Consider the following 13,444-nt stretch of genomic DNA (forward strand, 5'->3'; position numbering starts at 1 on the left):
AGTGGACGTACCTGTTCGCGGACCAACGGCAGCGATCGACGACCAAGTCGCCGGCGCTGCCGTTTCGGCGCAAGTCAGAGCTTTCTACGAACGCCATCCCTATCCGCTCCCGGTAACGGATCTGACCGGCTACGGCCGCGCCTGGGACGACCAGCGCCGCCTCGCCGAGACCCACCTCATCTGGCCCGATCAGGAATATCGCGCCGACCGGAAGATCCTCATCGCCGGCTGCGGTACATCACAAGCCGCGAAGCATGCTCTGCGCTGGCCACAGTCAAAGGTGACCGGAACCGACTTCAGCAAGTCGAGCATCCAGGAAACCGCGAAGCTCAAGCGGAAGCACAGCATCCGCAATCTCGAACTGCACGAAATGCCGATCGAAGACGTGGCGAGCTTGCGACGCAAATTCGACCTGATCGTCTGTACTGGCGTGCTTCACCACCTCGCCGACCCATTGATCGGCCTTCGTGCGCTCCGACATGTCCTGGAGCCCGATGGCGCAATGCACCTCATGGTCTACGCGCCCTACGGGCGAACCGGCATCTACATGCTGCAGGACTATTGCCGGCGGCTCGGCATCGGCACCACGTCGGCCGATATTCGCGAACTCGCAGCAAGCCTGAGCGCGCTGCCCCCTGACCATCCGCTGACGATCCTAATCCGTAAATCGCCCGACTTTCGAAGCGAGGCCGGCCTCGCCGATGCCCTGCTCAATCCTCGGGACCGGGCCTATTCCGTACCGCAATTGATGGAGTTTCTGTCTGAGGGCAGCGTGGCTTTCGGACGCTGGCTCCGGCAAGCGCCGTACCTTGCTGCATGCGGAGCGTTGGTCACGTCTCCCCATCGCGAGAAGCTGATGCAGCTTCCCCCTGACGAGCAGTTCGCGGCAGTGGAATTGTTCCGCGGCTCAATGCTGGTCCACAGCCTGATCGCTTATCCCAAGGACCAGAGTGCACCGCACTCGATCACGTTCGAGGGAAATGCGTGGCTAGACTATGTGCCGATCCGCATCCCGGACACGGTGGTCGTTCAGGAGCAATTGCCCCCAACAGCGGCAGCGGTGCTGATCAATCGCAATCACACCTATACCGACATCTACTTGCCTATCGACGCACAGCAAAAGGCGCTGTTCGACTCGATCGACAATCGCCGATCGATCCACGAGCTTGCGCCTAATGAAGAGTCTCGGTCGGTCGCTCGCATCCTGTTCGAGCGGCTTTGGCAGTACGACCAGGTCGTCTTCGACACGTCGAAGACAGCCGCCTAGTCCGGCCCGCACATAGTCTCAGAGTTTGGAGATGGGGGTTTCCCCTGAGTGTTCGCCGACATCTGTGATTTTATTCAAAATCCCTCATCGGACGTCGGGGGAATTTATGTCGCGATTCTCAATTGTTGCATCAACGGCTACAGCGATCCTGTTGACGACTGCGCCCGCTACCGGCGCCCAGGCCCAAGACAATGCCGTGAACGTGGCCCCCGGAACGACCGGCACTGACTACACCTACATCAGCCCGAAGTTCGCCAGCTCTCGCTTCTCGTCAGTGTGTCTGCCGCCGGCGACGGTCTACCAAGGCGCCGACGCGCAGTTCGGCAATACGCCGGAAGCGGACAGGCAAAGGTTCGCAAGCATCCTCTCCGCGGCCGTCATGGAAGAGATGTCGAAGTCGTTCGTCGTGTCAAACACGAGGCAACCGGGATGCTTGAATATCCAATTGTCGCTGGTCGGCGTTCAGGACACGACCGGAGGTGTCGCGACCGCGACGCGCGTCCTGCCGATCGGCTTGGCATTCAACACGATCAGGCAAATTCAAGGGAAGCAGGGCGGCACCTTCACAGGCTCCATCACAGTTTCGGTCGAGATGACGGGCAAGAATGATGACGTGCTGGTTGCCGCCACGCGGCGCCGTGCACCCGAGCCGCTCGACGTCGGCGCAACCTTGTCCACAACGGACACGGTGAAGGCCGTTTCGAAGGAACTTGCACGGAGCCTGCGCGACCGTCTGATCGGTACGAACGTCGTCGCACTGCGCTGATCGTTGCGGGGCGCCTCCTTATAGGCGCTCCAGCACCGCGACGAAAGCCGCAATACCGATGAGCAGTACCGTCCAGGCGAATAGATAGCTTGGCTGGTGCATGGGCTTTTGCTCAGCGATGCCGATCGCCGCCAGCTCCCCGCTCCGCATATATTTGAGCGATACTCGGTACTGCCAGATGAACATTGCGAGCGAGACGACGCCGACGGCGATCAAGGTCAATCCGAGATCTCTCGGCACATTCGGGCGCACATGTTGAAGATCGGCTGGAAGATTGCCCCTGAGCTTCTCAAAGAACTGGGCGACCGTGAACCCGAAGCCGATGAGTGAGACCGACGTCCGGGTTGCTGCCATCAGCGTGCGCTGAAGGGCCAGGAGGGTTCGGATCCACGCGAAGTGATTGGAGACTGAGGGCTCCACCTTGATATCGCTCGGCAAGGATATGTTCGGCATCGCGTTTCCCTTGTGCAGGCGCGGTCATGCCAAAGGGAAATCGAGCGAAACTCCTATCCGCATTTATCCGGACAAGCTTACGCGCCTGATCACTCAGCCTAGCGATGCCGAACCGTCCCTAGGTCGGGGCGGGAAGCGGTAGGGACTTTACCCAATGTCGGCGCCAGTTCTCGCCGATTATCGGCACAGCGCACGACACAGCAATAGTGGAGCGAAGCCATGCGCCGACAGACATCCGTGATCCTGGCACTTGCACTTGGACTGGCCACCGCCTCGGGGGCCGTCGCCAGACCTTCGATATCGACGCAGGCGATGCCGGGCGTGAACTTCGGCAACTACAAGACTTTCTCATTCCTGAAGGCGATCGAACCGGCGGGCGGCAACCCGGTCCTGTATCAGCAGATCATAGACGGGTTCGCGGCGGCGCTGGTTCAAAAGGGATATCAGCAGGTTCCGTCGGGAGGAGACCTGAGCCTGGTCGTGTCGATCGGAGCGCACAACAAGACTGACGTAGATAGCTGGGGACTTTGGGGCCTCCGGACTGACGTCTGGCAATATACGGTGGGGCAGCTCTCGCTGGATGCCTTCGATGGCAAGACCAAGCAGGCACTCTGGCATGGCCAGGCGACTGAGACGATCGATCCGAACAAGCAAAACCCGGCAAAGGTCCAAGAAGCCATCTCAAAGCTGATGGCGCAGTTCCCTCCGAACGGGGCTGCACCCGCTCCGCAGCCTGCAGGTACGCCGCAATAGGGCTTTGTTCGGCGCGTCGGAATAGCCTCAGCTAGTCCGGCGCACTTACGCCGACCGTGATTTCGAGCAGTGGATTCTGGGGCATTTCGCTCCTCCGCATTGCTGTGTTACGCCTCCGCACCGAGACATTAGGGGGGCGATTCCATGAATCCAGTTCGGCGGTCTTCACTCGTCCGTAAGGGCGTGCTTCTCAGCCTTTTTGCACTGGCGGGCGGAGCAGCCGCACAACAGGCCCCGATCGTCGAGCCCGGGGCGCCCGGCAAGCCAAGCAACGTCATCACGCCCGAGCAAGCGATCAAGATCGCCGACACGCGCTACACGGCCGACGACGTCCAGTTCATGCAGGACATGATCCTCCACCACGGCCAAGCGGTTCAGATGACTGCGCTGGTCAAGGACCGGACCAACCGCCAGGGTCTGGTCGACGCCGCGCGGCGTATCGACGCGTCGCAGGCGGACGAAATCAACTTCATGCGCAAATGGCTGCGCGATCGCGGCCAGACCGCGCCTGATGCATCGAGCGCGATGCACATGATGCACGCCATGCCGGCCATGGCGCCGACCTCGTCGATGAAGGGCGATCATGCGGCGTTGGGCATGGCGACGCCGGAGCAGATGGCCGCGCTTGCCGCTGCCAAAGGCCCGGAGTTCGACCGTCAGTTCCTCGAGCGCATGATCACGCACCACCAGGGCGCCGTGAACATGGCGCAGGCCCTGCTGAAGCGCCCCGGCGCCGCCTATGACCCTGTGCTGTTCGAATTTGTGAACGATGTGATCAATGAGCAGAATGCCGAGATCAAGCGGATGAACGCGCTGCTCGTCGGCTTGGTCGACGATCCGCGTTCGAGCCTCAAGCCGGGCTTTAATGACGCTGGGCAGGCGATCAGCGGGATGCGCATCGTCGCATCGCTCCCCAAGCCCACGGGTTTCTTCGATCCGGCCAACCCCGCCGGCCTGCCGTCCAATCCCGACGATGCGAAGAAGCCGAAGGGCAAGAAGGCGGCGGCTGCGCCCAAGAAGCCGCCGAACGAGGACAATGAGCGCTTCCCGCTGCTGAGCTTCGCCAATACCGACATGGCCTTCTCGGGCGACTTGCTGGCGGTCGGCAACTATCACGGCTTCAACCTCTATCGTCTGGTCGCCGATGGCGCGCCGCAGCTCATCAGCTCGACGATCTGCCCGGGCGGCCAGGGCGACCTTTCAATCGTCGGACACCTGATGATCATGTCGGTCGAGCAGACCCGCGGTCGCGTCGACTGCGGACGTCAGGGCGTTCGCGACGATGTCAGCCCCGAGCGCTTCCGCGGCATCCGTATCTTTGACATCAGCGATGTCACGCGCCCGCGTCAGGTCGGTCAGGTCCAGACCTGCCGCGGCTCGCATACCCACTCTGTCGTCTCAAGTGATGACAAGTCGATCATCGTCTATGTCTCCGGCACTGCCCAAGTCCGCAAGGGCGAGGAGCTTGCCGGCTGCGTGGCCGAAACCGCGGATGCCAGCACCGCGCTATTCCGCATCGACGTCGTCGAGATCCCCGTCGCCGATCCGTCGAAGGCGCGGATCATCGACAGCCCCGCCGTTTTCGCCGACCCGAAGACCGGCAACCTCGCCGGACTTTGGCGCGGCGGTGCGCATGGTGAAGGCACGCAGGAAACCAGCCGCACCGATCAGTGCCACGACATCACGACTTTCCCGAGCCGTCAGCTCGCCGCAGGCGCCTGCTCAGGCAATGGCATCATCTTCAACATCGCAAACCCGCGGAAGCCGGTGCGGATCGATGTCGTGAACGATCCCACATTTTCCTACTGGCACTCGGCGACGTTCAACAATGACGGTACCAAGGTCATCTTCACCGACGAATGGGGCGGTGGCGGACGTCCGCGCTGCCGCGTTCAGGACCCGCGCACCTGGGGTGCCGACGCCTTCTACGACATCGTCGACGGCAAGCTGACCTTCCGTGATCACTACAAGCTTCCGGCCGTTCAGTCGGAGCAGGAGAATTGCGTCGCGCACAACGGGTCGATCGTACCGGTGCCCGGCCGCGATATCTTCGTTCAGGCATGGTACCAAGGCGGCATTTCCGTGATCGACTTCACGGACTCGTCGAACCCGGTCGAGATCGCCTACTTCGACCGCGGGCCCATCGCAGCGGACCAGATGATCCTCGGCGGCTTCTGGTCGGCCTACTACTATCGCGGCCGCATTTACGGGACGGAGATCGCGCGCGGCCTCGACGTCCTCGCGCTGACGCCGAGCAAGACGTTGTCTGCCAACGAAATCGCGGCGGCGGCGATGGCCAATCCCGGCCAGACCTTCAATCCGCAGCAGCAATTCCCCGTGGCTTGGCCCGACCATCCGGTCGTTGCCCTCGCTTACGTGGATCAGCTGGAGCGGAGCGGGTCGCTTGCGCCTGCGACGATTGCGAACCTGAGGTCCGCGCTGGGCAACGCCACTACACGCGTGAACGCTCGCGCGAAGGATGCGGCGTTGGCCTCGCAGCTGAATCAGCTCGCAGGAAGCTTGGCCCCCACCAACCCGTCCGATGCGAAGGCGACCGCCCGCGTAGCAGCGCTCCGCAAGACGCTGTCAGGGGTTAGCGCGCAGCTCCGGTAAGGGTCTTGGCGACGGCTGCCCGCCAGCCGTCGACGAGCCTCTTTCTCTGATCACTCGGCATGTGCGGCTGGAAGCTGTCGCGGCACTTCCACGTGCTCGCGATGTCGTCGAGGCTGTTCCACACGCCCGTCGCCATGCCGGCGAGGAAAGCGGCGCCAAGCGCGGTGGTTTCGAGATTCTGGGGACGCTCCACCGGCACTTCCAGAATGTCCGCGAGGAACTGGCAAAGCCAATCGTTGGACGCCATGCCGCCGTCGATGCGCAGGGCTGCGCTACGCGTCGCTCCGTCGTTTCTCATCGCTTCAGCGAGATCTAGGGTCTGATAAGCGACTGCCTCCAATGCCGCGCGTGCAAGATGCGCTCCGGTTGCATCCAGCGTCAGGCCAAAGATCGCGGCACGCGCTTCGGGGTCCCAGTAGGGCGCGCCCAAGCCCACGAAGGCCGGAACCATGTAGACGCCGTGGCTGTCCGGTACCCGCGTCGCGAGGCCGTCGGTCTCCGATGCGTGGGCGATCACGCCGAGACCGTCTCGAAGCCATTTGATCGCGGCCCCAGCGACGAAGATCGAGCCTTCTAGGGCATAAGTCGTCTGCCCGCCGAGGCGATATGCGACGGTCGTAAGCAAGCGATGCTGCGAAGAGACCGGCCGGTTTCCCGTGTTCATCAGCGCAAAGCAGCCGGTACCGTAAGTCGACTTGACCATCCCCGGTTTGAAGCAAGCCTGACCGATCAGCGCCGCCTGCTGGTCGCCGGCCATTCCCGCGATGGGAAGTTGGAAGTCGAGCAAACCAGCCGCCGTCATCCCGAAGATACGACTGTTGTCATGCACCTCGGGCAGCAATGCTTGGGGCACGCGGAATAGCCGGCAGAGTTCCGGATCCCAGCGCTGAGCGTGAATGTCGAACAGAGAGGTGCGGCTGGCGTTGCTCGCGTCAGTCGCGTGAACGGCACCGCCGGTCAGCCGCCACAGCAGGAAGCAGTCGATCGTGCCGCACGCCAGCTCTCCCCGCTCCGCTCGCTCCCTCGCGCCTGCGACATTGTCGAGGATCCAGGCGATCTTGGACGCAGAGAAATAGGGATCGAGCAGCAGGCCGGTCCGCTCGCTGACCGTTTCCTCCGCCCCCTCGCCTTTCAGTTGGTTGCAAACATTGGCCGTCCGCCGATCCTGCCATACGATCGCGCGATGGATCGGCTCGCTCGTCGATCTGTCCCACACCACCACCGTCTCGCGCTGGTTGGTGATCCCAATGGCAGCGACACGCGCCGGATCGACTTTGCCGAGCACTTCCCGAGCTACCGCCAGCGTGTCGCGCCAAATGTCTTCGGCGTCGTGCTCGACCCAGCCTCGCGCGGGATAATGCTGCTGGAACTCGCGCTGGGCAACGGCGACCGCGCGCGCCTCGGAATCGAAAAGGATGGCACGCGACGAGGTCGTGCCCTGATCGATCGCCAAGACATGGTCAGTTGGCCCCACGGCTCAACCATAAGTCGATGCCGCTCGCCCCGGAAGGGGTTCTCGCCAACGGCGCCTGCGCCTATCCGCGCGTCGCATGAGTGTGATCGAAGTTCCGAGTTTCGACGTCGAAGCCCATGAAGAAGGCGATGGCTTCCGGATCCGCGTGCGAGAGGTTGGCGGCGCCGAACGCAGCTACATCGTGCCGACGGGCACGCAGCAGGATTTCACGACTTTCTTCGAGTCCCTCAGCCGCGACTTCGGTTCGCGCTTGCCCGAGATCTTCAGCCATCAGGGCGAGCGGCCCGCCTCCACCATGCACTGGCGGCCGCTGCTCACGGAGAACGTCGATCCGCAAATTCTGGTCGGTTACGGCGACCCGGCCGTGTTCAAGGATGGCGAAGATTATTGGCTCGTCGCGACGTCGAACGACGCGCCCGACGCCTTCCCAATCCTCCACTCGCTCGATCTCGAACATTGGGAACTAAAGGGATTCGTCTTCCCGCAGGGTCAGGAGCCGCAATGGGCCGCAAAGGGCCGTAACGTCGCCGATTTCTGGGCGCCGGAGATGCACCGTGTCGGGGATGAATATTGGATCGCCTTCACCGCGCGTCAGGTCAACAATGCACTGGCCATCGGCCTGGCTCGGGCACCTTCGCCGCTCGGTCCCTGGACCGACAACGGCCAGCCGCTGATCACGGGCAAGCCCGTCAATACGACCGGCCTCGGCTACGACAGCGGCCAGCCGCTGATGAGCGGTGGCGTCATCGATTCCCACCTGTTCATCGACGACAATGGCGACCGTTATCTTTTCTGGAAGGACGACACGAACAGCATCTGGCCGCGGCCGCTGGCGATGCTGCTGCGCAAGCATCCGGAGTTGATCGGGAAGCTTTACACCACGGATGCAGACCGGCGGACGGCGGCCTTTGCGGCGGCCATCGTACCTTGGGCCAATCAGCAGCGTCCGATGATCCGCTTTTTCGTCATGCAGCCGCTGATCGAAGCGACGCTCGCCAACTGGCAGCGCTGCAAGGCCGCATTGATCGATTTCGGTCTCGCCGAAGCCATTCTCGACGCCATGTCGACCCCGATCCGCGCGCAGCGCATCGCTGAGGACGGGCGCTCATTGGTCGGCGAAAACAAGATCGTCCTGTGCAACGACCTCGACTGGGAGGGCCATCTGATCGAGGGTCCGTTCGTGTCCAGGCAGGAGGGCCGTTACTGGCTGTTCTACGCAGGCAACGATTTTTCGACGCCCTCGTACGGGATCGGCGTTGCGGTCGCGGATCACCCACTCGGACTCTACACAAAGCAGGGGGAGCCGTTGCTGAGGTCTACGAAGGAGTGGACTGCACCGGGCCACGCTTCGGTTGCACCGGGCCTGGATGGAGAGCCGCAGCTGTTCTTCCACGCCTTTCACCCCGGGACCGGCGGCTACAACGCCTTTCGGGCGCTGCTCACCGTCGGCCTGAGGTTCGAACGCAACCGCGTTGAAGTGGTCGAACTGACCTAGTCGATCCGGCGGACGTCGCCGCCGCCCATGACGGCCATGGAGACCTGCGGGTTGCCGCTGTAGCGGATGCCGCCGCCGCCATGCACCGCTGCCGACAGGGTCGAGCGCGGACGGACGAAGATGTCTCCGCCCCCATTCACCGCAGCCGCTACGTCGGTCGCCTCGATCGCACGGACATCGATGCGGCCTCCGCCGTTCACCGCCGCCGCGAGATGGCCTTGCGGTGCGAAGCCGCCAGCAGCCTTGATCGTGCCGCCGCCGGAAATGGCGACGTCCGGAGCGCGCGGGCTCTCGATGCGGACCTGGAGATTGTAATTGCGCGGGCAACGTTCGTTGCAGGCGTCGATGCGCAGCTTGCCGTCACGCTCGACATAGATGCGCGTGTACTGGCTGCTGCCGTTGAGGATGGTGACCCGCTGGGTCGAGCCCGGAACCAGGGTGACATCGCCGCCACCCCTCAATTCGACGGTGCGGAACGGCTGGACCGAGACCGCCTCGGTCGCAACGGCAGGAGCGGAAACGGCAAGAGCCATAACGAACAACGGCAAAGTGGAGCGCATGACATAATCCCTTTGATGAGTACGCTACATCTGTAGCGCTACAAATGCAGCGTGTCTAGCCCCTGCTTGCGAACTGCATTTTGGAGGCGCATTCCCCTCTTATGGATCGCCCCCTTCGGATCATCGGAAGCTTCGTCAGTCCCTACGTGCGCAAGGTGCTGGCGGCGATAAATCTCAAGGGCATCGCCTATGAGGTCGACCCGATCACCCCATTTTTCGGCAACGACGAGTTCCGGCGGATGAGCCCGCTCTGCCGGATCCCGGTGCTGATCGACAGCGACTTCTCGATCAGCGACTCGTCGGTGATCTGCGCCTATCTCGACGAAGCTTATCCGGGCCATGCGCTGTTCCCGACCGATCCTAAAGATCGCGCCCGCGCTCGCTGGCTCGAGGAATATGCCGACACCCGCCTCGGCGACCTCTTCATCTGGGCATTCTTCTACCAGAAGGTCGTGAGGCCGTTGGTGTGGGGAGAGCCGACGGACGAGGAGCGGGTCCGCAAGGCGCAGGAAGAGGATATCCCCGCCGCGCTCGACTATCTGGAAGAGCAGCTGCCCGCAGCCGGATTTCTCTTCGGTGAGATCGGCGTCGCGGACATCTCGATCGCCAGTTTCTTCCGCAACGGCTCTTACGCCGGCTTCGAGACCGACGCCGAGCGGTGGCCGCGCACGGCAGCATTTGTGGAGCGCACGCTCCGCCATCCCAGCATCTCGGACTTGCTAATCTACGAAGACGTCCAGCGCAGCGCGGCCATCAAGGGACGTCGCCAGGCCCTGCTGGACGCAGGAGCTCCGCTGACCGACGAAACGCTCGGCGTAAGGGAGCCGCGCAAGGGGATGATGCGGCTCTAGCCCATCAACTCAATAGTGATGGCCGGAGAACCAGTGCTCGATCCGCGTCCGAAGCGAGCGCTTCGACGGGATGAAGCCCGGCTGTACATGCTGGACCGGCTCATTGGGATCGTAGAGCGTCAAATTCTGCGGGGGCTTGGGCCGATGTGCTTCACGGCCCCGCAGCAAATCCTCGGCCATGGCTAGCGAGCGGTGCACGTCCTCCGACGTGAAGGGTTTCATCAGGCAGCCCAGCGCCAGGTCCGGCATCGGAAAGCTCGGCGCCTTTCCGCTCACGAACATGCATGGGACGCCGAAGTCGTTGAGGCGGACAGCGACCGAGAAGCCCGTCGATCCATGCGCCAGGTGAAGGTCGAGCAGCACCAGGTCGGGCTCATAGGCTTCGACTGCTGCAATGGCCCCGTCCGCATCTTCGGCCGTCGCGACGACCCGATAACGCGGATTGTCCTCGATCTGGTATTTGATCGTTTCCGCCAGCTGGGGATCATCCTCGACGACCAGGATCTTAAGCACTCCGCGAGCCTCCCGTACCCACGGAACTTCCCACAGGGGAAAATCCGTTCACCAATGCTCGCTCGGATTGTTCCCCGCGCGAATCCCCCTTGAACGGAGTTTACGTTCAGCCGCGGCGGCACTGCGCCAGAATGAAAAAGGCGCCCGGAGCGTTAACTCCGGACGCCCACTCGCCCCTCAACTCGTTACGCTTACGAACGATAGAAAATGTGCAGACCGATCTTCTCGGCCTGGTTCAGACGGCGGCCCCACGACGGCGCCACATAGGTCGCGTGGTACCAGAGCACGTCCTCGCTGACGCTCGGCACGACGTTGGCCAAGGCGAGGCGAGCGATACCCTGCGCACGGGCCCAGGACGCCGAGTTCGTGTCGATCCACGGGAATGCACCGTGACGAACGAAGGAAAATTGAGCCGGCTGCTTCACGACCGCGCAGATATCCGGCGGATAACGATGCGACGCGGCACGGTTCATCACGACCCGCGCGACCGCGAGCTGACCCTCCAGGGACTCACCACGCGCTTCGAAATAGACGGCAGTTGCAAGGCACTGGCCCTGATCGTCGAGCGGCGCGCCGGTGCTAAACTTGTCGACCAGCGCGTAGAGCGGCCAGCCGTTCTTGTAGAGATACGCAGCCTCGCTCGCGACCGACGGCGTCATCTGCACGGTTACCGACTGTGCCGGCTTCGCCTGAAGCACCGAACCGCTCACCGTCGCGACGGCATTGGTTGCCGCAACGGCCGGGGTGGCCACGGCCTTGGCTACCGCTTGGGCAGCATTGCCCAGCGGCTGGGTGGCGCTGTTGACGTCGAGCGCCTTGACGGCCGCCGGGACGTTCAACGCTGGTAGGTCCTGCGCGCTGGCTGCCGAAGTGACGCCAAGCAACGCAATCCCCATCACCGCGGACGCGCCGCGGCTTCCCAGAAACTTGATCACTGTGTTCGTAACCCTCTTGGCGGACAGGCCGCTGGGGACGCCAATGGCGCCTTATGGAACCCAGCGGGGAAGTCCGTCTTGCCCTGGAGCCGGCGTCAAAGCGCGCTTGGCTCACTCGCTCTCGTTTGCTGAGAACCCAGATAAGTTAACGTTTTCCCGAGTCCAACCAATCGGCGATGAACCGTTCGCGACACGGGACGGAATCCGGAACGCTTTCAAATTGTTCAGTTTCCTCGGATTTTTCGCGACACATTTATGACATTCGACGCCATTTCGACACGTTTCACCGGCGGTGGTATCGAACCGGGACAGGAGGTGTTGCCCAAATGGCCCACTGGCTAATGAAGTCTGAGCCCGAAAGTTATGGCTGGAGCGACCTCGTTCGCGACGGTGGCACCGAATGGGACGGCGTTCGCAACAACGCCGCTCGCTTGCACCTGAAAGCGATGAAGACCGGTGACACGGCCTTTTTCTACCATTCCATGTCCGACAAGTCGGTGGTCGGAATCATGAAGATCACGCGTGAAGCGCAGCCCGACCCGAAAGATCCGGATTGGGTCTCGGTCCGGGTGCAACCGATCGAAGCGCTTCAGAGCCCAGTCACGCTCGCCGAGATCAAAGCGGAGCCGAAGCTGGCGAAGATGGAACTGATCCGTCAGTCGCGCCTGTCGGTCGCGCCAGTCCGCGATGATGAGTGGGAGACGGTCCTCAAGATGGGGGGAGCGGGATGATCCTCGCCCTCCTCGCTGCCGCGGCCGCCCAGCCGCAGGCCGAGACGCCCAAGGCATTTATGGAGCGGCTCTACGCAAACTATCGGAAGCAGGATTATAGCCCCTTCGACCATCCGGAGCGTGTCTTCGCTCCTCGCCTGGCCGCTGCTCTCGCCGAGGATAGCCGGCTGGCCAAGGGCGAGGTCGGCTATGTCGATGGCGATCCGGTCTGCCAGTGTCAGGACACAGCCGGAATGCATGCCTCAGTCGTGAACGTGACCCAGCATGGCCCCGACAAGGCGGTGGTTCAAGTTTCGATCGGCTTTACTGGCTACAAGCCTCGCCCGACACGCTTCACCTTGGTGCGCACAGCCACCGGCTGGCGCATTGGCGACGTCTCCTCCGCCGATGAGCCGAGTTTCCTTCGCGGGATCGAGGAGTCCAACCGCAAGATCCGCGCCCAGCATTAAAGCACGCGCGGCCCGCACGATCGCTTGGCGCGCCATTGCACGTACGTCTGCGGCGGTAATTTCGAGCTAGCCTCAAGCCAGGCGACAACCTCCCAGATCTGCGCGTCGGACATGGCGTTCTTCCAAGACGGCATGCCGGTCATCTTGATTCCATGCTTCACGATCCAGAACAGCTCGGACGGCGTGAAGCGTTCGTGGACGTCCAGCAGGTAAGGTGGTGCCGGCTCAAGACCGCTGGCCCACTTCTGGCGGGGCACGGCGGCGGCTCCATGGCAAGCCGCGCAGTGGGTCTCATATTGGCAGAACCCACCGACGATCTGCTCGTCAGTGAACCGATCAGGAGCAACAATGCTCGCAGCGTGGCGGCGCACGGAATGGATCATTGTATCGTGCCTGAGCCACTCCGTGAACGTCGTATGCGGTGTCGCCGCGCCCACGTCGTACACGCCCGATTTAACGAACAGCACGACGGCGAGCAGGATCAGCGCCAGCCCAATCAGTCCAGCGACAGCGAACGGCTTTAAGAGATTCCACGCGCGCACGGCGCTCCAACGCCGATGCTGGGAATTCGTTGAGTGGCCATC

Annotated in this window: 14 protein-coding genes; 8 read left to right on the plus strand and 6 right to left on the minus strand. The window is 62.8% G+C overall.

The window, feature by feature from the left end:
- The first annotated feature begins 1 nt into the window (after position 1).
- Together AC4GYV_RS10125 and AC4GYV_RS10130 are read left to right on the plus strand one after the other, a co-directional pair.
- On the plus strand, positions 2-1,267 hold the full coding sequence (locus AC4GYV_RS10125; RefSeq protein ID WP_491100587.1) for a class I SAM-dependent methyltransferase: 1,266 nt from the start codon (positions 2-4) through the stop codon (positions 1,265-1,267).
- A 151-nt stretch (positions 1,268-1,418) separates the two neighbouring features.
- The gene (locus tag AC4GYV_RS10130) at positions 1,419-2,033 is read left to right on the plus strand and encodes a DUF3313 family protein (protein ID WP_491100588.1); all 615 of its coding nucleotides are present in this window, start codon (positions 1,419-1,421) and stop codon (positions 2,031-2,033) included.
- Between the two features lie 18 nt (positions 2,034-2,051).
- Here AC4GYV_RS10130 and AC4GYV_RS10135 read toward each other — a convergent pair whose 3' ends face one another.
- Positions 2,052-2,486: a YidH family protein gene (locus tag AC4GYV_RS10135; protein WP_491100589.1), complete on the minus strand. Its 435-nt coding sequence runs from the start codon at positions 2,484-2,486 to the stop codon at positions 2,052-2,054.
- A gap of 219 nt (positions 2,487-2,705) precedes the next feature.
- On the opposite strand from AC4GYV_RS10135, the gene AC4GYV_RS10140 reads away from it, so the two are divergent.
- Together AC4GYV_RS10140 and AC4GYV_RS10145 are read left to right on the plus strand one after the other, a co-directional pair.
- Positions 2,706-3,239, plus strand: coding sequence for a DUF4136 domain-containing protein (locus AC4GYV_RS10140; protein WP_491100590.1), 534 nt, complete (start codon positions 2,706-2,708; stop codon positions 3,237-3,239).
- 144 nt (positions 3,240-3,383) lie between these two features.
- Entirely contained in the window at positions 3,384-5,852 is a 2,469-nt protein-coding gene (locus tag AC4GYV_RS10145; protein ID WP_491100591.1) for a DUF305 domain-containing protein, read from the plus strand.
- On the opposite strand, the gene glpK is transcribed toward AC4GYV_RS10145, so the two are convergent.
- Positions 5,833-7,326 carry a glycerol kinase GlpK gene (glpK, locus tag AC4GYV_RS10150; protein ID WP_491100592.1) on the minus strand — a complete coding sequence of 498 codons (1,494 nt, stop codon included), beginning with the start codon at positions 7,324-7,326 and terminating at the stop codon, positions 5,833-5,835. The two genes, AC4GYV_RS10145 and glpK, sit on opposite strands and share 20 nt — an antisense overlap.
- 76 nt (positions 7,327-7,402) lie before the next feature.
- Between glpK and AC4GYV_RS10155 the strand changes: the two genes are divergently transcribed.
- Entirely contained in the window at positions 7,403-8,821 is a 1,419-nt protein-coding gene (locus AC4GYV_RS10155) for a glycoside hydrolase family 43 protein (protein WP_491100593.1), read from the plus strand.
- Here the strand turns inward: AC4GYV_RS10155 and AC4GYV_RS10160 are convergent.
- Positions 8,818-9,381, minus strand: a complete 564-nt coding sequence (locus tag AC4GYV_RS10160) for a GIN domain-containing protein (RefSeq protein WP_491100594.1) — start codon at positions 9,379-9,381, stop codon at positions 8,818-8,820. The two genes, AC4GYV_RS10155 and AC4GYV_RS10160, sit on opposite strands and share 4 nt — an antisense overlap.
- A 101-nt stretch (positions 9,382-9,482) precedes the next feature.
- On the opposite strand from AC4GYV_RS10160, the gene AC4GYV_RS10165 reads away from it, so the two are divergent.
- The gene (locus AC4GYV_RS10165) at positions 9,483-10,232 is read left to right on the plus strand and encodes a glutathione S-transferase family protein (RefSeq protein ID WP_491100595.1); all 750 of its coding nucleotides are present in this window, start codon (positions 9,483-9,485) and stop codon (positions 10,230-10,232) included.
- A gap of 9 nt (positions 10,233-10,241) precedes the next feature.
- Here AC4GYV_RS10165 and AC4GYV_RS10170 read toward each other — a convergent pair whose 3' ends face one another.
- Both AC4GYV_RS10170 and AC4GYV_RS10175 read right to left on the minus strand, forming a co-directional pair.
- Positions 10,242-10,745 carry a LytR/AlgR family response regulator transcription factor gene (locus tag AC4GYV_RS10170; RefSeq protein WP_491100596.1) on the minus strand — a complete coding sequence of 168 codons (504 nt, stop codon included), beginning with the start codon at positions 10,743-10,745 and terminating at the stop codon, positions 10,242-10,244.
- A 191-nt stretch (positions 10,746-10,936) separates the two neighbouring features.
- Entirely contained in the window at positions 10,937-11,680 is a 744-nt protein-coding gene (locus AC4GYV_RS10175) for a cell wall hydrolase (protein WP_491100597.1), read from the minus strand.
- Positions 11,681-12,006: 326 nt separating this feature from the next.
- Here AC4GYV_RS10175 and AC4GYV_RS10180 point away from each other — a divergent pair, with 326 nt between their 5' ends.
- Together AC4GYV_RS10180 and AC4GYV_RS10185 are read left to right on the plus strand one after the other, a co-directional pair.
- Positions 12,007-12,411, plus strand: coding sequence for an EVE domain-containing protein (locus AC4GYV_RS10180; protein ID WP_491100598.1), 405 nt, complete (start codon positions 12,007-12,009; stop codon positions 12,409-12,411).
- Positions 12,408-12,860 (plus strand): DUF3828 domain-containing protein, encoded by a 453-nt coding sequence (locus AC4GYV_RS10185; protein ID WP_491100599.1) that lies wholly within the window; start codon positions 12,408-12,410, stop codon positions 12,858-12,860. The genes AC4GYV_RS10180 and AC4GYV_RS10185 overlap by 4 nt, the downstream gene beginning before the upstream one ends.
- Here AC4GYV_RS10185 and AC4GYV_RS10190 read toward each other — a convergent pair.
- Positions 12,857-13,402 (minus strand): c-type cytochrome, encoded by a 546-nt coding sequence (locus tag AC4GYV_RS10190; protein ID WP_491100600.1) that lies wholly within the window; start codon positions 13,400-13,402, stop codon positions 12,857-12,859. The genes AC4GYV_RS10185 and AC4GYV_RS10190 overlap by 4 nt on opposite strands.
- Positions 13,403-13,444: the final 42 nt, after the last annotated feature.

It is taken from the genome of Sphingomonas sp. SP4 (assembly GCF_058313375.1).